At 68.8% G+C, this 21155-nt stretch carries 17 protein-coding genes; 12 read left to right on the forward strand and 5 right to left on the reverse strand.

Annotation, left to right across the window (positions count from 1 at the left end; genetic code table 11):
* The first annotated feature begins 26 nt into the window (after positions 1 to 26).
* From ACFYRH_RS13485 to pgsA, 8 genes are all read left to right on the forward strand, one after another.
* The gene (locus tag ACFYRH_RS13485; protein WP_387773107.1) at positions 27 to 542 is read left to right on the forward strand and encodes a DinB family protein; all 516 of its coding nucleotides are present in this window, start codon (positions 27 to 29) and stop codon (positions 540 to 542) included.
* A gap of 136 nt (positions 543 to 678) precedes the next feature.
* Complete coding sequence (locus tag ACFYRH_RS13490; protein WP_387773110.1) at positions 679 to 2772, forward strand: DUF6351 family protein; 2094 nt, start codon at positions 679 to 681, stop codon at positions 2770 to 2772.
* 13 nt (positions 2773 to 2785) lie between these two features.
* Positions 2786 to 3610, forward strand: a complete 825-nt coding sequence (locus tag ACFYRH_RS13495) for a DUF4184 family protein (protein WP_387773113.1) — start codon at positions 2786 to 2788, stop codon at positions 3608 to 3610.
* 271 nt (positions 3611 to 3881) lie between these two features.
* Positions 3882 to 6311 (forward strand): DNA translocase FtsK 4TM domain-containing protein, encoded by a 2430-nt coding sequence (locus ACFYRH_RS13500; protein ID WP_387773116.1) that lies wholly within the window; start codon positions 3882 to 3884, stop codon positions 6309 to 6311.
* Positions 6312 to 6315: 4 nt separating this feature from the next.
* The gene (locus ACFYRH_RS13505) at positions 6316 to 6882 is read left to right on the forward strand and encodes a hypothetical protein (RefSeq protein ID WP_387773119.1); all 567 of its coding nucleotides are present in this window, start codon (positions 6316 to 6318) and stop codon (positions 6880 to 6882) included.
* A gap of 119 nt (positions 6883 to 7001) precedes the next feature.
* A complete protein-coding gene (locus ACFYRH_RS13510; protein ID WP_387773122.1) occupies positions 7002 to 7760 on the forward strand; it encodes a helix-turn-helix domain-containing protein in 759 nt (252 codons plus the stop codon).
* A gap of 65 nt (positions 7761 to 7825) precedes the next feature.
* Positions 7826 to 9733 (forward strand): MiaB/RimO family radical SAM methylthiotransferase, encoded by a 1908-nt coding sequence (locus ACFYRH_RS13515; protein ID WP_387773125.1) that lies wholly within the window; start codon positions 7826 to 7828, stop codon positions 9731 to 9733.
* On the forward strand, positions 9730 to 10353 hold the full coding sequence (pgsA, locus tag ACFYRH_RS13520) for a CDP-diacylglycerol--glycerol-3-phosphate 3-phosphatidyltransferase (RefSeq protein ID WP_387773128.1): 624 nt from the start codon (positions 9730 to 9732) through the stop codon (positions 10351 to 10353). Before ACFYRH_RS13515 ends, pgsA begins: the two co-directional genes overlap by 4 nt.
* A gap of 431 nt (positions 10354 to 10784) precedes the next feature.
* Here the strand turns inward: pgsA and ACFYRH_RS13525 are convergent, their stop codons facing one another.
* Positions 10785 to 11966 (reverse strand): DUF2332 domain-containing protein, encoded by a 1182-nt coding sequence (locus tag ACFYRH_RS13525; protein WP_387773131.1) that lies wholly within the window; start codon positions 11964 to 11966, stop codon positions 10785 to 10787.
* A gap of 16 nt (positions 11967 to 11982) precedes the next feature.
* Between ACFYRH_RS13525 and ACFYRH_RS13530 the strand changes: the two genes are divergently transcribed.
* Together ACFYRH_RS13530 and ACFYRH_RS13535 are read left to right on the forward strand one after the other, a co-directional pair.
* Positions 11983 to 12576, forward strand: a complete 594-nt coding sequence (locus tag ACFYRH_RS13530) for a CinA family protein (protein WP_387773134.1) — start codon at positions 11983 to 11985, stop codon at positions 12574 to 12576.
* 163 nt (positions 12577 to 12739) lie between these two features.
* Positions 12740 to 13030 carry a helix-turn-helix domain-containing protein gene (locus ACFYRH_RS13535; RefSeq protein WP_167213467.1) on the forward strand — a complete coding sequence of 97 codons (291 nt, stop codon included), beginning with the start codon at positions 12740 to 12742 and terminating at the stop codon, positions 13028 to 13030.
* 8 nt (positions 13031 to 13038) lie between these two features.
* Here ACFYRH_RS13535 and ACFYRH_RS13540 read toward each other — a convergent pair whose 3' ends face one another.
* The 3 genes from ACFYRH_RS13540 to ACFYRH_RS13550 form a co-directional block, all read right to left on the reverse strand.
* Positions 13039 to 13497: a DUF4262 domain-containing protein gene (locus ACFYRH_RS13540; RefSeq protein ID WP_387773137.1), complete on the reverse strand. Its 459-nt coding sequence runs from the start codon at positions 13495 to 13497 to the stop codon at positions 13039 to 13041.
* A gap of 98 nt (positions 13498 to 13595) precedes the next feature.
* Positions 13596 to 14381 carry an Fpg/Nei family DNA glycosylase gene (locus ACFYRH_RS13545; RefSeq protein ID WP_387773140.1) on the reverse strand — a complete coding sequence of 262 codons (786 nt, stop codon included), beginning with the start codon at positions 14379 to 14381 and terminating at the stop codon, positions 13596 to 13598.
* Positions 14382 to 14399: 18 nt separating this feature from the next.
* Positions 14400 to 19037 carry an ATP-dependent helicase gene (locus ACFYRH_RS13550; RefSeq protein WP_387773143.1) on the reverse strand — a complete coding sequence of 1546 codons (4638 nt, stop codon included), beginning with the start codon at positions 19035 to 19037 and terminating at the stop codon, positions 14400 to 14402.
* Positions 19038 to 19168: 131 nt separating this feature from the next.
* On the opposite strand from ACFYRH_RS13550, the gene ACFYRH_RS13555 reads away from it, so the two are divergent.
* Together ACFYRH_RS13555 and ACFYRH_RS13560 are read left to right on the forward strand one after the other, a co-directional pair.
* On the forward strand, positions 19169 to 20371 hold the full coding sequence (locus tag ACFYRH_RS13555) for an LppM family (lipo)protein (RefSeq protein ID WP_387773146.1): 1203 nt from the start codon (positions 19169 to 19171) through the stop codon (positions 20369 to 20371).
* Positions 20368 to 20562, forward strand: coding sequence for a DUF3046 domain-containing protein (locus ACFYRH_RS13560; protein ID WP_387773149.1), 195 nt, complete (start codon positions 20368 to 20370; stop codon positions 20560 to 20562). Before ACFYRH_RS13555 ends, ACFYRH_RS13560 begins: the two co-directional genes overlap by 4 nt.
* A 22-nt stretch (positions 20563 to 20584) precedes the next feature.
* Here ACFYRH_RS13560 and ACFYRH_RS13565 read toward each other — a convergent pair whose 3' ends face one another.
* A complete protein-coding gene (locus tag ACFYRH_RS13565) occupies positions 20585 to 21145 on the reverse strand; it encodes a GrpB family protein (RefSeq protein ID WP_387773152.1) in 561 nt (186 codons plus the stop codon).
* Between the last annotated feature and the right edge of the window lie 10 nt (positions 21146 to 21155).

The raw sequence follows: 21155 nt of genomic DNA on the forward strand, positions 1-21155 counted from the left end.
TGGGGATTGCACAGTGAGGAATGCGAATGACCTGGAGAGCACCTGCGGTCGAGCGGCCGGACGGCTCGTTGACTGCGCCCGAACGTGAACTGCTGCAGGGCTACCTGGATTTCTATCGCACCACGCTGCTGTTCAAGTGCGCGGGGCTGACCGCCGAGCAGTTGGCCGAGCACCCGTCGCCGCCGTCCAACCTGTCGCTGCTCGGCCTGATCCGGCACCTCACCAAGGTCGAGCGGATCTGGTTCCGGATTCACTTCGCCGACGCGCCCGCCGAGCCGCTGTTCGCTCCCGAGCTCGGCAAGGACGCGGACTTCGAGCTGATCGATCCCGCGGACGCACAGGCGGCGTACGAGGGTCTGATCGCCGAGTGGCAGCTGTCCGACGCGGCGGCCGCCGGCCGGTCCCTGGATGATCGGTTCACGTTCAGTGGCACCGAGTCGACGCTGCGGATGATCTACATCCACCTGATCGGCGAGTACGGCCGGCACTGCGGTCACGCCGACCTGCTCCGCGAGCAGCTGGACGGCACCACCGGCGCCTAGGGGGTGCCTGACGGTTCCCCGCCTACTGCGCGGCACTCGGCACGGAACCGTCAGACACCCCCAGTGGTCCACCGCGGCTGGAAAACGATTGCCGTTCGGTCTTCCCGGCGGGGACTTGCTGTGCTCGACTCGTCACATGAAGCGAACGACCGCCCTCGTGGCGCTTGCAACGGCGATGATTGCCGCTGTCCTGGCGTTACCTGCCAGCGCGGCGTCCGGGGTGCGGATCGAGGTGCTGTCCACACCCCGCCCCGACATGGTCAGCGACGGCAACGCGCTGATCTCCGTCACCGGCCGGCACCTGGAGGACCTGAAGGTCCGCCTGAACGGCCGTGACGTCACCGGTTCCTTTACCCGCACCGCGGACAAGTTGGTCGGCGTGGTCCAGGGCCTCGTCAACGGCCGCAACACGGTCACCGCGGCCGGCGCCCGGCTCGTGGTCACCAACCATCCGCGGACCGGCCCGCTGCTCGCCGGTCCGCACGAGACCCCGTTCGTCTGCGGTACGGCGGACTTCATCACGCTCGCGAAGGTCAAGCTCGGGCCGCCGACCGACGCGAACTGCTCGGTGCCGACCCGCGTCGACTACCTGTACCGCTCGACGGTCGACCGCTCACTGAAGGTGCTCCCGGCAACTAAACCGGCCGACCTCGCGACCACCACCACCTCGGACGGCCGGACCGTGCCGTACGTCGTCCGCGTCGAGACCGGCGTGATCAACCGGTCGATCTACGAGTACGCCGTACTCGACGACCCGGCCGCGGGTGAACCGAGCGCGGTCAAGGCGCCGGCCGGCTGGAACGGCCGCCTGGTCTACACGTTCGGTGGTGGCTGTCCGGGCGGTTGGTACCAGCAGGGGAGCGGCACCGGCGGGATCAACGACGACGTACTGCTCGGGCGTGGGTACGCCGTCGCGTCGTCGAGCCTGAACGTGTTCGGCGTGAACTGCAACGGCGTACTCGCGGCCGAGACGATGGCGATGACCCGTGAGCACATCGTCGAGAGCATCGGCGTACCGAAGCAGACCATCGGGTGGGGCTGTTCGGGCGGTTCGTACCAGGTGTTCCAGATCGCCGACGACTATCCGGGGCTGCTGGACGGGATCGTCGCGTCCTGCGTGTTCCCCGAGGTCGGCTTCGCGACGCTGCACACGATCACCGACGCGCTGCTGCTGGACCACTACTTCAAGTCCGCGACCGGCTGGACCGACGAGCAGAAAAGAGCCGCGTCCGGGTTCGGCATGGTCACCACGATCGCCAACCTGGCCGGCGCCGGCCGCCGGATCGACCCGCGGGTCTACTGTCCCGCGCAGCTCCCGGTCGCGTTGCGTTACGACCCGGTCAGCAACCCGGACGGCGCCCGCTGCGACGTGTACGACCACCAGGTCAACATCTGGGGCAAGAATCCGGCGACCGGCGCGGCCCGGCGCCCGCTGGACAACGTCGGGATCCAGTACGGCCTCGACGCACTGAACGCGGGCAAGATCACGGCCGCGCAGTTCCTGGACCTGAACCGGTCGATCGGCGGGTTCGACACCGACGCGAACTTCGTCCCCACCCGGACCGTGGCGGATCAGCGCGCGATCGACACGGCGTACCGGACCGGTCAGCTGATCAACGGTGGTGGGGGACTGGCGAGTACGCCGATCATCGACTACCGCCAGTACTGGGACCAGTTGCCGAACGGCGACATCCACCTGATCTTCCACTCGTTCTCGCTCCGCGAGCGGCTGCGCAAGGCGAACGGTGACTTCGGTAACCACGTGATGCTCGTGCAGGCCGGCGACGCGGCCGGCGGGTTCAGCACCAAGAACCCGGTGCTCACCGACGCGTTGGCCGCGCTCGATCGGTGGATGGACGCGACCGACGCCGACCACGGACCCGGGTCACCGCATCAGCGTCTGCTCCGCAACAAGCCGGCGTCGCTCACGGACGCGTGCTGGAGCCCGCAGAACCAGAAGATCGTCGAGACACAGGTCAACGGCATCGGAACGACCAAGTGCAACACCCTTTACCCGGTGTGGCCCGCGCCGCGGCAGGTGGCTGGAGCATCCGTTGCCAACGACATCATCAAGTGCCGGCTGCATCCGCTCGACCGGTCCGACTACAAGGCCAAGCTGACCGCGGCGCAGTGGCAGACGCTGCGCCAGACCTTCCCCTCCGGCGTCTGCGACTGGTCGAAGCCAGGCCTCGGCCAACAGGATCCCGGCCCGGGCTGGCCCACTTTCTGAGAGGCTGCGGGGTGTGCCCTTCACGCTGGCCCACCCCGCGGCCGTCCTCCCGCTGGTCCGCCGGCCGCTCGTCGCCTCGGCGCTGGTCGCCGGCGCGGTCGCGCCCGACCTGCTGTACGTCGACCCGATCTACCGGTTCGCCACGCAGTACATCAGCGGCAACTTCACACTGACGCTGACACACGAGTTCACGTCGGCCCTCTGGCTCGACCCGCTGTTGGCTCTGCTGTTGCTCGCGGTCTTCACCGTGGTCCTCAAACGCCCGCTGATCGCCCTCGCGCCACAGCCGCTCGCTGCACGCCTTCCGTCCGCGCGGCTGATTCCGCGGGTGCCAGGCGCTCGAGTTCTCCTGTGGACAGTTGTCTCAGCCATCCTCGGTGCCCTGACTCACGTCATCTGGGACTCCTTCACCCACGGCGACGGCTATTTCGTCCGTCACTTCCCCGACGTCTTCCGCGCCGCCGTGACGCCGGCTTGGGACGTCAATCGGATCCTCCAGTACGTCAGCACCGTCGGCGGCTGTCTGGTTCTCGGCGTCTGGCTCTACCGCTGGTACCGCCGGTCGACGCCGACTCCGATCACTCCGGGTGACCACGTCGCCCCCTGGGTGCGGTACGTCGTCCTCGCCGGCGGGATCGTCCTCGCGGCGACCGGAGCGATCGTCGAACTCGGCCGCGCGGACAGTGAGTTGGGCGGTGAGTTGGGCGGTGAGTTGGGCGGCGAAACCGCCGTACGGCTGCTGCTCTCCGGGCTCGTGTCGGGCGGCCTGGCCGCTCTCGGGTGGTACGTCGTGATCTGGCATCTCGTCCGGTTCCGGAGGCGAGTCTCGACGCTGTGACGCTACGGATGGGGCAGCGTGATCGGCGTGTGACACGTGGGACTCAAGGGGTGATCGGGGTAGCCTGAGGAGTATGGCGACCCGCACGTCTTCCCCGGCGCGGGCGCAGAAGTCGGCAGCCAAACGGCCGAGCACGGCCCGTTCGGCTGCTGGTGGACGCTCCCGTCCGTCCGGCGCCCAGAAGCGTGGGCAGAGCACGAAGCGCGGTGGAACTTCCGCCGCACGGACCAGCACGCCCAAAAACAGCGGACCGGGCCCGTTCGCGGCCGCCATGCTCGCTCTGTGTCGCGGAGTGGTGAAGGTCTGGATCGGTATCGCGCACCTGCTCGGCAGCATGGTGCGGGGGATCGGCAACAGCGCCCGCGACCTCGAGCCGGAGCACCGCCGCGACGGTGCCGGGCTGTTCCTGATCGGTCTGTCGGTCGTCGTGGCCGCCGCGATCTGGTGGGACCTCCCGGGCGCGGTCGGCAACGGTGTCCGGACGGTCGTCGGCGGCAGCATCGGCATGCTCGGTTGGGCGCTGCCGTTGATGCTGCTGCTGATCGCGGTCCGCACACTGCGTAACCCCGACCGCAACGGTCCGGCCGGCCGGCAGGTCATCGGGTGGACCGCTGTCTGCCTCGGCGTACTCGGCCTGATCCACATCGCCAACGGTCTGCCCCGCCCCAGCAACCCGGCCGACGCGCCGCTGCGCGACGCCGGTGGCGCGATCGGGTACTTCATCTCGTCGTTCCTCTCCGACCTGCTCACGCAGTACGTCGCGGCGCCGCTGCTCGTGCTGCTCGCGATCTTCGGCGCGCTGGTCGTCACCGGTACGCCGGTGTACTCGATCCCGCTGCGGTTCCGCGCGGCGTTCGACGTACTGATGGGACGGACCGAGCTGCCCGAGGACGCGCCGTCCGTCCAGGCCGCGCCGACCGATGACACGGTCCGGTTGACGCGCAAGCAGCGCCGCGCGAAGGCGGAGCTCGAGGACGACGGCGACCCGACGGTCAAGCCGTACGACTCGCCCGTGCTTCAGGACCGCGAGATCGCCAAGCGTGGACGGAAGACGAAGACGCCTGAGCCGGAAGAGGGCGCCTACGACGTCGACGCCGAGGGCGCCGCTTCGGCGCCGGAGCCGGTCGACGAGGCGCCCGCCGTCTCGAGCAAGTCCTCGTCGTCCACGCCGCCTCCCGAGCCGCCGCCGCATACGCCGCTGCCGCAGCGGGTCGAGCAGCTGAGCCTGTCCGGCGACATCACGTACACGTTGCCCGACGGCCAGATGCTGAAGCCCGGTTCGGTGCACAAGGCCCGCACGAAGGCCTCGGACCAGGTCGTCGACCGGCTGACCGAGGTGTTCGAGCAGTTCGGCATCGACGCCCAGGTCACCGGCTACACCCGTGGCCCGACCGTCACGCGGTACGAGGTCGAGCTCGGCTCCGCGGTCAAGGTCGAGAAGGTCACCGCCCTCTCGAAGAACATCGCGTACGCCGTCGCGTCGGCCGACGTCCGGATCCTGTCGCCGATCCCGGGCAAGTCCGCGATCGGCATCGAGATCCCGAACACCGACAAGGAGACCGTCAGCCTCGGCGACGTGATCCGCTCGGCGACCGCCCGCAACGACCACCACCCGATGGTGGCCGGACTCGGCAAGGACGTCGAGGGCGGTTTCGTGGTCGCGAACATGGCGAAGATGCCGCACCTGCTGGTCGCCGGCGCGACCGGCTCGGGTAAGTCGTCGTTCGTCAACTCGCTGATCACCTCGATCCTGATGCGCGCGACGCCGGACGAGGTCCGGATGATCCTCGTCGACCCGAAGCGGGTCGAGCTGAACAACTACGAGGGCATCCCGCACCTGATCACGCCGATCATCACCAACGCCAAGAAGGCGGCCGAGGCGCTGCAGTGGGTCGTCCGCGAGATGGACATGCGGTACGACGACCTCGCGGCCTTCGGCTTCCGGCACGTCGACGACTTCAACAAGGCGGTCAAGGCGGGCAAGGTGAAGCCGCCACCGGGGTCCGAGCGCGTGCTCTCGCCGTACCCGTATCTGCTGGTGATCGTCGACGAGCTCGCCGACCTGATGATGGTCGCGCCGCGCGACGTCGAGGACTCGATCGTCCGGATCACCCAGCTGGCGCGCGCCGCCGGCATCCACCTGGTGCTCGCCACCCAGCGGCCGTCGGTGGACGTCGTCACCGGTCTGATCAAGGCGAACGTGCCGTCCCGGCTGGCGTTCGCGACCTCGTCGCTGGCCGACAGCCGGGTCATCCTGGACCAGCCCGGCGCGGAGAAGCTGGTCGGTCAGGGTGACGGCCTGTTCCTGCCGATGGGCGCGAGCAAACCGATGCGTATCCAGGGCGCGTGGGTCACCGAGAACGAGATCCACGTCGTCGTCGAACACTGCAAGGAGCAGTTGCAGCCGACGTACCGTGAGGACGTCACCGCGGCGCCGGGGCCGAGCAAGGACCTCGACGACGAGATCGGCGACGACCTCGACCTGGTGGTGCAGGCCGCGGAGCTGATCGTTTCCACCCAGTTCGGTTCCACGTCGATGTTGCAGCGTAAGCTCCGCGTCGGTTTCGCCAAGGCCGGCCGGCTGATGGACATCCTGGAGAGCCGCGGCGTCGTCGGTCCCAGTGAAGGTTCGAAGGCCAGGGACGTGCTGGTCAAACCCGACGACCTAGAGGACTTCATCAGCACCCTCCGAGGAGAGTGAGACCGTGACCGCGGCGAGCGCACTGCCCAGGCAGGAACGATTCGACGTCGACCCGGAGCCGACGCCGTTCACCGTGCACGCCTCCCAGAAGGTGCACGGCGGACTGGCCGTCGGCGCCGCGCTGGTGGCGATCGGCTTCGCCGCGTCGGCGTCCACGAGTCCGACCGGCATCCTGCGCTGGATCGTCGCCGCCGCCTTCGCCGTCCTCGCGGTGGTGTGCGCCCGCGCCCTGACGGTGGGGGACATGCTGGTCGCGGACGACGTCGGCATCCGGCTGCGAATCGGCAACGAGTGGATCGGTACGCGGTGGGAGGACATCGAAGAGGTGACGGTGCTGCAGCGCCGGCATCCGCTCGACGACGGGCGGATCGCCGTACACCTGCAGGATCCTGGGCCGATCCTGGGTGCGATGCCGAGTTCGACCCGTAAGACAACCGATGCGAACCGTCGACTCACCGGATCCTCACTCGCGATACCGTTCGGGTTGACGGCTCGGCCGTCGAATGGGGAGGTTGTGCAGGCTCTGCACATGCTGGCGGATGCCAGATGTCCGGTCAGAGAACAACTCTGAGTGGTCCGTGACCCCGCCGTACCAACGGCGTTGAGTTGGTGTCGGCGGACCGGTCGCCGGCCAGGTGGGCGTCGACGCTCCGTGCGACAACGCCGAGCGATGGAGAGGATGGTGGGGACGTGAGCATCGGCAGCGAGCTCACGGCGGCCCGCGAACGGGCCGACATGACGATCGAGCAGCTGAGTGCCGCGACCCGGATCAGAACCGGGCTGCTGATCGCCATGGAGGCCGACGATTTCTCCCGCTGCGGCGGGAATTTCTACGCCCGTGGACACATCCGGTCGATCGCTCGCGTGGTCAAGGCCGATCCCGCGCCACTGCTGGCCACCTTCGACGCCGAACACGCCGTCGAGGAGGAGAAGTCGCGCCGCGAGGAACGAGCCGCGGTCAAGGGCCCGACGCTGCGGCCGGCCCGCCCACGCTGGGCTCTGGTGGTCGGCGCGATCCTGGTCATTCTGATGGGCTGGGGCATGGTGCGGCTCTTCACACTGCCCAACGACATCGAGGCCAACGCGTCCAAGACCGCGACCACCACGGCGACCGTCACCACGCCGACCCCGAAGGCGTCGTCGAAGCCGACGGTCCAGCCGACCACGAAGCCGAAGACGCCCAAGCCACCGGTCCTGAAGACCGCGTTGACGCTGACCGCGAAGAACGACGGCACCTACCTGACGATCCGGGACAAGAAGAACCGGCGCCTGTTCCAGGGCCGCCTCAGCCCCGGCATCGCGCAGTCGGTCACCAGTTCCGGCGACATCCGCGTGACCGTCGGCAACCCCGCGAACCTGATCATCGTCCTGAACGGCAAACGCCTCGACACCAAGCTCTACAAGTTCACTGCCCACCCGAACGGCACGATCGGCAAGACCGCCTCCTGAGCCCGGGGTGTGAGATCCGCTGGTGAGTTAGGTCGCGGCGTGTACCGCGGGTCATACTCGTAGCGATGACTACGCCACCCACCACCGTCGCCCTGGTCACGCTGGGCTGTGCCCGCAACGATGTCGACTCCGAGGAACTGGCCGGCCGGCTCGAAGCCGGTGGCTTCCGGCTCGTCGACGATGCCGCCGAGGCGGACACCGTGGTGGTGAATACCTGCGGCTTCGTCGAGGCCGCGAAGAAGGACTCGGTCGACACGCTGCTGGCGGCCGCCGACTACAAGGACTCCGGCCGCACCCAGGCCGTCGTCGCGGTCGGCTGCCTGGCCGAGCGGTACGGCGAGCAGCTCGCCGAAGCCCTCCCGGAGACGGACGCGGTCCTCAGCTTCGACGACTACACCGACATCTCGGACCGTCTCCGCGCGATCCTCTCCGGCACCAAGCACCAGGCCCACGTCCCCCGCGACCGCCGCAAGCTTCTCCCGCTCGCGCCCGCCGACCGCCACGCCACTGAAGGCGTAGCAATCCCCGGCCACGGCAACCTGGGCGCAACAACCGCCGAGACGCTCGCGGGTGCTCCGTCAGACGGCTCCGCTTTGGCCGCCTCGGGTGCTTCCGGGGGCGCCCCGGCCGGGGGTTCCGTCACGAGCGGCTCCGCGACCGGTCCGGTGCTGGGTGACCACATTCCCGCCGCGCTGCGGCCGACGCAGACGGACGGCGCAACGCCCGAGCCCGCCGGCCTCAAGGGACGTTTCGTCACCGGCGCCCCCGAAGAGCTGAAGATCGACGCCCCCGACCTCGAACTGGCCCCAGCCAGCGGCCCCCGCGTCCTGCGCCGCCGCCTCGACGGCGGTCCGATGGCCCCGCTGAAGCTCGCCTCCGGCTGCGACCGCCGCTGCGCGTTCTGCGCCATCCCGATGTTCCGCGGCGCCTTCATGTCCCGCCGCCCCGCCGAGGTCCTCCGCGAGGCCGAGTGGCTCGCGGAGAACGGCGTACGCGAACTCTTCCTGGTCTCCGAGAACTCCACCTCCTACGGCAAGGACCTCGGCGACCTCCGTCTCCTGGAGACCCTCGTCGGCGAGATCGCCCAGGTCGCCGGCATCACCCGCGTCCGCGTCTCGTACCTGCAGCCTGCCGAGATGCGCCCCACCCTGATCACCGCGATGTCGTCGACCCCTGGCGTGGTCCCGTACTTCGACCTCTCGTTCCAGCACGCTTCGGGCCCGTTGCTCCGCCGGATGCGCCGCTTCGGCGACTCCGAACGCTTCCTCGAACTCATCGCCCAGGTCCGCGCCGCCGCCCCGACCGCCGGGATCCGCAGCAACGTCATCGTCGGCTTCCCCGGCGAGACCGAAGAAGACGTCGACATCCTCTGCGACTTCCTGTCCCGCGCCGGCCTCGACGCGATCGGCGTCTTCGGCTACTCCGACGAGGACGGCACCGAGGCCGAGACCTACGACGGCAAACTCGACGAGGACACCATCGCCGCCCGCCTCGACCGGGTCACCCGCCTCGCCGAAGACCTCACCTCCGCCCGAGCCGAGTCCCGCATCGGCGAACTCCTCGAAGTCCTCATCGAATCCCTCAACCCCGAACCCGCCGACGCCGACGCGACCGCCTCCTCCGGCACTGGAGCGGCAAGCGCCGGCATCTCCGCTCCGGCCGGCGAAGCCACGGACGCGGCGGACCGCGCAGCGAACGCAAACGTGGCAGGTGCCGACTCCGAGCAGCTCGTGGGCGACGAATCGGGCGATCGTGGGCTGCTCGCCTCCGGCCGGACGGCGGAGGGACGCGCCGCGCACCAGGGTCCCGAGGTGGACGGCGTCACGACGGTGACGGGCCTCCCGGACGGCATCAAGGTCGGCGATCTGGTGTCCGCGAAGGTGGTGGCGAGCGACGGCGTCGACCTGATCGCCGAATTCGCGGCCCTCGTCACGGCGCCGGACGCCCGTTCGGCAGTTAACCTGACCGCGTGACCAACCCGCCGACGAACCCGGCGCCCCGTGCAGCCGGCAGTCACCTCCACGCGCCCAGCGCCTGGAACCTGCCGAACGCTCTCACGGTTCTCCGGCTGGTCCTGGTACCGCTGTTCGTCTGGCTCCTTCTCCGCGAGGGCGGTCACACCACCGACAACCGCCTTCTCGCCACCGCGGTGTTCGTCGTCGCGATCGTCACCGACCGCTTCGACGGCGACATCGCCCGGCGCTGGAACCTGGTCACGAACTTCGGCAAGGTCGCCGACCCGATCGCCGACAAGGCCCTGACCGGCGCCGCCTTCCTCGGTCTCTCGTACCTCGGCGAACTCCCGTGGTGGGTCACCATCCTCGTGATGGTCCGCGAATGGGGCGTCACCGCCCTCCGCTTCTGGGTCATCCGCCACGGCGTCATGCCCGCCAGCCGCGGCGGCAAACTGAAGACGGTCCTCCAGGCGATCGCCCTGGGCCTCTACCTCCTACCGTGGCAAGACGTAGCCATCCTCCACTGGACCGCCGTAACCATCATGGCCGCCGCAGTCCTGGTCACCGTAGTAACCGGCATCGACTACGTAGGCCGAGCCCTCCGCCTCCGAGCCGCCGCCAAACGCCCCCTCCCATAACCCGCCTCACACCGCGACCTCACACCGCGACCTCACACCGCGACCTCACACCGCGACCTCACACCGCGACCTCACACCGCGACCCAACGGTCAGTCCCCGCCCCACGCTGGCCCTCTGCTCCGGCCTACGTCCCGCACCGCGCCTTGCCCAGGCACCGTCTCGGCCCACGTCCCGCCCACGCTCCGCGCGGCGCGCCGCCTCGGCCCGCGCCCGGCACAGCCCCGCGCGCCGTCGTGGTGCCGTTTGGGTGGTTCACCTCAGAAATGGTCCGTTCCCACGCGGCATGCCAACTGCACAGGGACAACATCAGGGGTGAACCGCTCGAATTCCTGGCTGGGGTGCCTGGCCGGGGGGATGGCTTGGGGAAACCCTCCAGGGTCGGATAACCCGGGGGACGCGCTGAGCTGATGGACGACCTCAACGTTTCTTGTCACGGCACTAGCCAGGAGAGGAGCTTGCCTCGGGACCAGGTTCGGCCTACTGATTCGGCGTGTAGGGAGCTGTGGCTGAAGGTCGCGAGGCTGATGATGCTGTGGCCTGAGGCGCGGCGGTCGCCGAAGGTTGGGATTGCCGGGGCGACGCCGACGCCCTCGACTGCGACCCACGCGACCGGGCGGTGGGTGGCCGCGTCGTTGAGATGTTGAAAGAACCGCAGCCGACCCTCGAGCGGAACATTCGACAACGCCCAGGTCGTGGTGACAACGGGCACCACGTCCGCAGGCACTTGAGCGAGCGCATGAGGCAACATGTCGACGGGTTCACCGCGGATCAGCGTTGGCGCTGCAGCACCCGCCAGTTCGAGTTCGGCGCCGAGCAGCGCCAGCCCGTCGCCGTCATCTGGGGGCAGACAGGCACGCAACCACCGCGTCTGATCGACGTCTGTGACATCCACCGGATCGACGTCCACGACCGCTCTGCGGACTACCTGTGGAATTGCACCCGCCGGCAAACGTCGGTCGCCCACGATCGAGGCCGACACCTGCACCGACGAACCTGAGTCGCCCAACGATTGCCCGTCGCTGTACGCAATCCCAACCCGATCGACATTGAGGTTGAGCCCACCGGCCCGCCCCACGTCAATCAGTGCAATCGCTTCCGCATCGACCCGCCGCGCTACCTCCGCGACGGCCGGGTACAACACGGCGTACCGTCCGCTCTCGTTCGAACGCACAGTCCGGCTCTCGGCAAGCGAGACCAGGGAGTCCCGCATCTGCACCACGGCCTCAGCAGCCGCAGTCGCCGCCGCATCACTCCGGCGATATCCGGAGCCACCCAGCGATCCACCGCCTACACCCGGTTCATCAGTAGTTGCGCTGTTGGTTGAGTCGGTCGGAGCGTTCGTTGTCTGGGCGAAAGCCGCGGCGAGGGCGGGGGCTTGATCGGTGAGGGCGAGGTAGTGGAGCGCGGCGAGGATGAGTGTTGGGTTGCGCTTCCGGGGTGATGCTGTCTCGATGGCGGCGAGCGCCTCGTCGGACTCGCTCAGCGCGAGCGCGATCCGGCGGTTGAGGGGAGAGCTCTTGCTCGCGTCGCTCTCGGCGAAGCGGCGATAGACCTGAGCGAGTGAGCGCGCGCGACCCTCCGGCTTGGCTCGTCCTGCGGTCGGCCTCGGCATTTCCTGGAGTTTAGCGATGGGTCGGCACATCAGGGACGGGCTGGCGTGTGTTGGCGGGGTCACGTACGGCGTTGGTGTTGAGTACAGGTACTGGCTGGAGCGACGGAGGTGGCGGGTGGCTGGTGACGGTGTTGAGGCGGCAGTTGGGCGGTTCGTGGAGTTGTTGCTGGAGCGGAGCGTGACGGTTGCGACGGCTGAGTCGTTGACTGGGGGGATGGTTGGGGCGGTTCTCACGGACGTACCGGGGGTGTCGGCTGTGTATCGGGGTGGCGTGGTGGTTTACGCGACTGACCTGAAGGCCAAGCTCGCGGGCGTGCCGGAGGATCTGCTGGCGGCTGTGGGCCCCGTGCACCCGGACACGGCTGCGGCCTTGGCCATCGGGGTGCGAGAGCGTCTGGAGGCCGATTACGGGCTCGCGACGACCGGTGTGGCTGGTCCCGACCCGCAGGCGGGGATCGTGGCCGGCACGGTGTACGTCGCAGCGGCCGGTGCGGACTCCGTCCAGGTGCGGAAGCTGCAATTGACCGGTGATCGGGCGGCGATACGCGAGGCGAGTGTCCAGGCAGTTCTCGAACTCGGAGCCACAGTTGTGGCGGAAGAACTCGACTGAACGGGGTGTTGAGACCACCATGGGGACAGGTAAGGCAGACTGGCACGGCGCACCGAAGGTGGACATTGCGTCGGGTAGTGACCCAGCAGCAGGTACCGTTGGTTCCTACGGTCGCGCTACCGTGCGAGTAGACGCGGCCGGACAGGTGGAAGGGAGAAACCTCATGGTGCTGGTTCGTGGCCTGCTGGGCGACGTACTGCGGCGTAAGCGGCTGCGCCAGGGACGTACTCTCCGCGAGGTGTCCGCCGACGCTCGGGTGAGCCTCGGCTACCTGTCCGAGGTCGAGCGTGGTCAGAAGGAAGCCTCCAGCGAGTTGCTGGCAGCGATCTGTATGGCGCTCGATGTGCCGCTGTCGACGGTCTTCGCCGAAGTGAGCGAGGACTTGGCGCGCGAAGAGGCGCTGGTGCTGGCCCACCCGGCTATCGAGCCCGAGGTCGTGGCTTCGGCCGCCTGAGCTTCGAGTCATCGCGTACCGCCTTCGGGCGTTGGACTGCTGCACGGCTGGATCAGAGCTGTCCGGCTCGGCCAGAGGAGCTGCAGCGCCGGGAGCGGCGCGCAACCTGGCTGCCGGAACATCTGGTTCGCCGTGTACAGGTGCAGTGCCGAGTCTGGAAATCGGAGCAGTTCTGCTCTTTCCGGCGGCGGGAAGAAGTCGGACAGGTCATCGCCCTCGTCGAACTGGGTGCCCTCCATCACCGCCCAGGCGAGCGACTTGAGCCCGAGGTACGCCGAGCACGGCTCCGGGTCGAAGACGATGATCTCCGGATGCCGGTACAGGCTGAGGCCGAGCGTGTACCCGAAGGCTGGATTGCGGGCGCCGTCGCCCTCGACGTACTGCATCGTCCAGCCGTAGGTCCGGATGTTCCGCTCGATCTGCCGTGAGTACTGCTCGTCGGCCACACCGCCGCACGCGTCACACATCACCGTCTCCTTTCGCTCGAACAGTTGTTCGATGCGTCAGAGAAGATATCCGTGGTCGACCCCGCCGATGGAGTTGTCCACAGGGCAGTTCCCGGAGATCAGACTTCCGGCTGGCAGGCGGGGCACCAGTACGTGACTCGCTCCCGAGTTGGTTCGCCGAGCATCGCGGAGACGATCGTCGTACCGCAGCGGCGGCAGGCCTTGCCGGCGCGCTCGAACACCCAGGAGCGTTGCCCGGGCCGGTCGACGCCGGTACTGACCTGGGTGCCGTTGCGCACGTTGGCCTTCATCAGCTTCCGGCTGAGGTCGACCGCAGCAGGGACATCGACTGCCGACACGGGGCGCCACGGATGCAGACCGAGCAGAAAGCAGACCTCGACGCGATAGAAGTTTCCGATCCCGGCGAGGTTCCGTTGGTCGAGCAGTGCCTCGCTGATCGTCCGTCCGGCGTCGGACTCGACGTTGGAGATCGCGACAGCCCGGTCGAACGACGGCGAGAGCAGATCCGGACCGAGATGCCCCACGACGCTGTCCTCGTCGTCGGTGGCCACCAGATCGAGGACCGGCAGCCGGTAGCCGACGGCCGTCCAAGGCGCGGTCTCGAGCACCGCCCTGACCTGATGATCAGGCCCTCCGTGCCACCGCTCGCCTGGGCGGTACAGATGCCAGCTTCCGTCCATCCGGAAGTGGCTGTGCAGCGTCACGCCGCCCGAGATCCGCATCAGGATGTGTTTGCCCCGCGCAACGACCTCCGTCATCGTCCGGCCGCTGAGGTCTGTCGTCGCGAGCGACGGCACTCGGAAGTCCGTGCGGACCAGTTCCTGCCCGGCGAGCGCCTGATTGAGCCGCTTGCAGGCTCGCCAGACGGTGTCCCCTTCAGGCATGGCTGACCGCCGCTGCCATCAGGCCCGCAGCCGCAGGCCGCGCGGTGTCGCGTGGAAACCAGCCTTGGCCAGGGCGTCGCCGAAGGCGGTGTGCCGAACCTGCTCCCCGTCGGCGGTCTCCACACTCAACTTCCCGAGCTGGCCGTCCCGGATCGCCAACGCCAGTGCGTCCACGGCAGGCTGCAGCAGATCAGGATCCTCAGTGAAGCTCAGCACGGTCCGCCCGCCCCGCTCGACGTACACGATCAGTTGGCCGTCGACCATCACGACCAGCGCACCCGCTTGCCGGCCAGGCCGGTGACCGCCGGCGCTTTCACGCTCGGGCCAAGGCAGCGCGGCGCCGTACGGGTTAGCCGGATCCGAAGCCGCCAGTACGACGGCTCGCGCGGTCAGCTCCTCGTCCTTTCGGGTGCGTCCACCGTTGCCGGGCCCGAAGCGACCAGGTGGACCGAACGGCCCCTCAGCCTTCGCTGCGGACGACGTCGGCAGCTCGGCCAGCGCCCGCAGCCGATCGACTGCGCCGGGCAGCGCGAACTGTGCAGCCCCTAGCCCCGCCACGAAGTACCCGCGTCGGCACCGGCCCGACTCCTCGAACGCACTCAGCACCTTGTAGACGGCGGCGAACCCGCCGGGCGTCCGCTCGGTGATCACCGATCCGCGCGTGACGATCCCGTAGCGGTCCAGCAGAGTCTCGGCCGCCGCATGCGCCCGACGAGTCGCGTCCGTACTGCGCTCCGGAAGCAACGACCACCGCCCGCCCGCTGTCGGCGGACCACTCCGCGACGGCATCGCCGGACGCCCGGGTCGCGGTCGACCTGGTCGCGCACGCGGCGTTGCACGGCGTGTCCGATGACTGCCGCGCCCGCCACCGACGAGTGACCGGACAGGTGTCAGCGTGTCGTTCGTCAGGTACCCGGACCACACGAGATCCCAGAGCACACCGACCAGCGTCTCGTCGTCGACAGCACCGGATGCAGCGCCCACCGCGTCACTCAGTTGGCGGAAGAAGAACGCACCTCCACCGGACAGCGCATCGAGCACTGTCTGATGTGTCTCACCCAACTCGACCGCCGGGTCTGGATCAGGCAGCGTCAGGTCGCAGTTGTCCGCCAGATGCAGCGACACCCATCCGTCCGTCCCTGGCAGCGAGCCCGCGCCTGCCCAGATCACTTCGCCCGTGGCAGTCAGCTCGTCCAGCATCGACGGCTGATAGCCAGGCACCCGCGACGGCAGCACCACCGACTCCAGCGCCGACGCCGGCACCGCGCAACCTGCCAGTTGTTCGACCGCTGCGAGAAGCACGTCGTACCCACGTCCGCGGCTGCTCGTGATCCCTTGCCAGGCCGGCAGGAAGCGGGCCAGCGCCGACGGGTCGACCGGCTCGACCTCCTTCCGCAGCGCGGCGAGTGAACGCCGTCGCAGCAACCGAAGGACCTCGCTGTCACACCACTCGAGCGCGATCCCACCCGGCAGGAACTCGCCCTCGACGACACGACCGGCGGCAGCCAATCGCCGCAGCGTGTCCGTGACCACGGCGACCCCGATGCCGAGATTCGTCGCGAGATCGATCGCCCGGAACGGTCCATGGGTGCGCGCATACCGCGACACCAGATCGCCGAGCGGATCGGCCACAGGCTCGGCGTGAGCTTCCGCGACTCCAGGCGGCAGCGGTACGCCGAGGGCGTCGCGCAACCGGGCGACATCCTCGACGACTGCCCATCGATGCTCGCCGGCGATCCGCACCCGCACGACTCGGCGAGCAGCGGCCAATGAAGTCAGCCAGGATTCCGCATCCGAACCGTCGATACAGCGCTGCGTTGCCTCGGACAACGACAGCGGACCGACCAATCGCAGTATGTCGAACAGGCCTTCGGCGTCGCGCGCCCTACGGTCTTCGGCGAGCCGCTGCAGCTCAGCCTCAGTGCGCAGCACGACCTCTGCGTCCAGAAGTTCGCGCAGCTCGGTGCGTCCGAGCAGCTCTGCGAGAAGGCTCTGATCGAGCGCCAGCGCGGCGGCACGCTTCTCCGCGAGCGGACTGTCGCCCTCGTACATGAAGGCGCCTACGTATCCGAACAGCAAGGACTTCGCGAACGGCGAGGCTTCTGGCGTCTCCACCTCCACAACCGAGATCCGGCGTTCACCGATCCCGGTCAGCAGATCCTTCAACGCCGGGAGGTCGTAGACGTCCTGCAGCACCTCGCGCAACGTCTCGAGCACGATCGGGAACGACCCGAACTTGCTCGCCACACTGAGCAGCTGAGACGCCCGCTGCCGTTGCTGCCACAGTGGCGATCGGCGCCCAGGATTTCGTCGCGGCAGCAGCAAGGCTCGCGCCGCACACTCGCGGAAGCGCGCCGCGAACAATGCCGACCCGCCGACCTCGGTGGTCACCAGATCCTCGATGTCCGCCGGATCGAACAGCACCAGGTCCGCGCCCGGCGGCGCCTCGTCGGTCTCCGGCAGCCGCAGAACGATTCCGTCGTCACCTGAGACCGACTGCGCATCCATCCCGTACCGATCGCGCAGCCGCGCCGCGATCGCCAGAGCCCACGGTCCGTGCACCTGACCGCCGTACGGCGAATGCACGCACACCCGCCAGTCGCCCAGTTCGTCGCGGAAGCGCTCGACCACGATCGTCACGTCGTCCGGGACGCGGCTCGTCGCTTCACGTTGCTCGGCCAAGTACGCGACGAGGTTGTTGGCCGCGTACTCGTTCAGGCCCGCGGACCGTGCGCGCTCGACGGCCTTGCCGGGGGGCAGCGACGCCATCTTGCGGACGAACGCGCCAGTCGCCGCGCCCAGCTCGGCGGGTCGCCCGACCGCGTCCCCCTTCCAGAACGGCAGCCTGCCTGGCTGGCCCGGTGCGGGGGAGACGAGCACCCGGTCGTGGGTGATGTCCTCGATCCGCCAGCTCGAAGCACCGAGTGTGAAGACGTCACCGACCCGCGACTCGTAGACCATCTCCTCGTCGAGCTCGCCGACCCGGTGGTTCGTCGACTCGCCGACCAGGAACACCCCGAACAGTCCGCGGTCCGGGATCGTTCCACCGCTGGTCACCGCGAGCCGCTGCGCGCCCGGCCGGCCCGAGACCTCCCCGCTGACCCGGTCGAACACGATCCGCGGCCGCAGCTCCGCGAACTCGTCCGACGGATAGCGACCAGACAACATGTCGAGTACGCCGTCGTACGCCGAGCGCGGGAGCGTCGCGAACGGGGCGCAGCGTCGTACCAGAGTGAAGAGGTCGTCGACGTTGACGGTGTCGAGGGACACGATCGAGACGATCTGCTGAGCGAGCACATCGAGCGGGTTGGCGGGAATGTGCAAGCTCTCGATCAGGCCTTCGCGCATCCGCTGCACGACGACGGCGGTGTCGATCAGATCGCCTCGGAACTTCGGGAACAGCACGCCACGCGACACCGCTCCCACCTGGTGACCTGCACGACCGACGCGCTGCAGACCGCTCGCGACGGAGGGCGGCGCCTCGACCTGGATCACCAGATCGACCGCACCCATGTCGATGCCGAGCTCGAGACTGCTCGTCGCCACGACGCACGGCAGCCGGCCGGACTTCAGGTCCGCCTCGATCAGTGCGCGCTGCTCCTTGCTGACCGATCCGTGATGCGCCCGCGCGATCAGTGGGGGAGCTGCGAGTGATCCGCCCGACTGCGCCATCAGCTGGGCAGGCGATCCCAGATCCTGCAGCTCCAGCTCGGCGCGCTCGGCGGCGATCTCGTTCAGCCGGGCGGTCAGCCGCTCGGCCAGTCGCCGTGAGTTCGAGAAGACGATCGTCGACTTGTGTTGGCTGATCAGGTCGAAGACCTGCTCCTCGACGTGCGGCCAGATCGACGCGTGCTGTTGTGGACCCGCCGCGGAGCCGGAGGTCTCGACCTCGGTCGCGGCCAGCTCCGCCATGTCCTCGACGGGGACGACGACGCTCAGATCCCACTGCTTGGTGAACTTCGGCTGCACAACGGTCACCGGCCGATCACCGCCGAGGAACCGCGCGACCTCCTCCACCGGTCGCACAGTCGCCGACAGGCCGATTCGTTGCGCCGGCTTCGGCAACAACTCGTCGAGTCGCTCGAGGGTCAGCGCCAGATGCGCGCCCCGCTTCGTCCCCGCGACCGCGTGTACCTCGTCGACGATGACCGTCTCGACGCCGCGCAACGCCTCCCGGCCCTGCGACGTCAGCAGCAGGAACAGCGATTCAGGTGTCGTGATCAGTACGTCGGAAGGTCGCGAGGCGAACCGTCGTCGCTCACCGGCCGGGGTGTCGCCCGACCGCACCGCGACCTCGACGTCGATCGGCGCCTCGCCGAGCCGGCGCGCGGTCTCCCGGATGCCGATCAGCGGCGCGCGCAGGTTGCGCTCCACGTCGACCGCGAGCGCCTTCAGCGGCGACACGTACAGCACCCGGCAGCGCAGCTTCGGATCGGATGGCGGCGGCGTCGAGGCCAGCCGGTCGAGCGCCCAGAGGAAGGCCGCCAGCGTCTTGCCGGAGCCGGTCGGCGCGACAACCAGCGCGTCCCGGCCCGCGGTGATGGCGTCCCACGCCTCGAGCTGGGCCGGGGTGGCCGCCTCGAAGACGTCGCCGAACCACGCCCGGGTCGCGGGCGAGAACCGGCTCAACGCGCTGGTTTTCTTCACGCCGACCATCTTGCCGGGTCCCGCCGACAGTTTTCACGGCCCCTTTCACAGCCCCGCCCGCCGGCCGCGGTCGCCGACCGTGAGCAGACGCTTTCCGTCCGATGCCGGGCTTGTCCCCTTCGTCTGCGATGATCGGCAACATGATGAACCGCGTACGTGCAGCCCTCGTCGTCGTGGCCTGCCTCGTGGGGTTGACCGGGTGCGTCAACCTGGACGCCGACCTGAAGGTCGGTTCGAACGAGACGGTCTCCGGCACCATGAAGATCGGGGTCGACAAGCAGCTGCTGCAGTCCAGTGGCCAGTCCCTCGACAAGGTGCGCCAGCAGATCGAGAGCGGCATCAAGGAGACGACCACCGAAGGCGTCAACTGCAAGTCGTACGAGGACGACAAGTACGTCGGATCGAACTGCACGTTCGAGAGCGTGCCGTTCGACAAGATGGGCAGTTCGAGCGGCGACGGCGTCAGCTTCCGCAAGGACGGCGACAAGGTCTCGGTGACGGTCAAGGCCGACAACCTCGGCAACGTTCCGTCCGGCAGTCAGCCGCAGGTGAACTTCAAGATCACCATGCCCGGCAAGATCCTCTCGCACGACGACGGCGCGAAGATCAGTGGCCGGACGGCGACGTACGACAGCCTGGACAAGCTCGGGAAGATCTCGCTGACCTCGGAGGCCGGCGGCGGCTTCCCGGCGTGGGCGCTGATCCTGATCATCGTGCTGGTCCTGCTCGCCATCGGCGCGGCGGTGTTCTTCGTGCTGCGCGGCCGCAAGGCGAAGGCGCAGCAGGGGTACGGACAGCAGTTCCCGGGGCAGTACCCGGGTCAGCCTGGTCAGTACGGCGGTCCGGGGCAGTACCAGGGCCAGCAGGGGTACGGGCAGCAGGGGTACGGGCAGCAGGGATTCGGGCAGCAGTACGGTCAGCCCGGTCCCGGTGGGCAGTACCAGGGGCAGCCAGGTCAGTACGGCGGTCCGCAGGGTCAGCCTGGTCAGTACGGCGGCCAGCCCGGTCAGTACCCGGGCCAGCCGCAGCAGGGACAGCCGCCGTACGGTGGGCAGCCTGGGCCTCAGGGGCAGCCTGGTCAGCCTGGTCAGTCGCAGTACCCTGGGCAGCCTCAGCAGGGTCAGGGCCAGTGGGGTTCGCAGCAGCAGCCGCCTCGTCAGGGGCAGCCGCCGCAGCAGGGTCAGGGCAGCTGGGGACAGCAGCCCGGCCAGGGACAGCAGCCTGGCCAGCAGCCGCCGCAGCAAGGTGGTTGGGGACAGCAGCAGGGTGGTCCGTCATCGCCTCAGCGGGGGCAGCAGGGCGGCTGGGGGCCGCCGCAGAAGGATGACGACGGGCAGGCATGAGACTGACGGAATTCTGGGCACGGATGGATCACCATCTCGGGCCCGCGTACGCACGGACCTGGGCCGAGACCCAGGTGGTTCAGGAGCTCGGCGGCCGCACGGTCGTCGAGGCCCTGGACGACGGTGAGGCTGCGAAGGTGGTGTGGCGCGCCGTCTGGGCGCACCTCAACCTCCCGGCCAGCGAACGCTGATGCCTAACGCAACAAACTCGCGTCAGCCGGACCAGCCGGTGCGCGCCGCCCATTCCTCGGCCGGCAGGTAGATGAGGTCGCAGACCGGATCCTTGAGGTCGGTGTAATCACCGATCTCGAGCCGGAGGGTGGCGGCGTGCTGCTTGAAGGCGGCGTACGCCCGGGCTGTCTCCGGATGGCTGCGTAGGTAGTCGCGGAAGAGCAGCGCGTACCGCTGGTTGGCCCGGCCGGCCACTCGGATGTGGAGATTGACCCGACGCCGGTACATGGGCTCGACCAGCATCCGCTTCACCCAATGGGCCTCGTCGGTGGGTAGTCCCGGCACAGGGCGATCCCGGCGCGGTGGACGGAGCTCCCAGTCCGCGGCGACCATCCGCTCCGCCACAGCGTCCAACTCCGCGTCGGCGCTCACTGTGACCTGGATGTCGATGATGTCCTTGGCCGGCAGCCCGGGCACCGAGGTCGAGCCGATGTGGTCGATCCGCTGGACGAACTCGCCGAGCAGTCCGCCGATCGTGTGGGCGGTCTTCTCGTACTGCGCAGGCCAGCTGTCGTCAGGGCGGGCGATGACGATCCCAGTCATGCCGAGATCA

Source organism: Kribbella sp. NPDC004875 (genome assembly GCF_042873375.1).
Lineage (GTDB): Bacteria > Actinomycetota > Actinomycetes > Propionibacteriales > Kribbellaceae > Kribbella.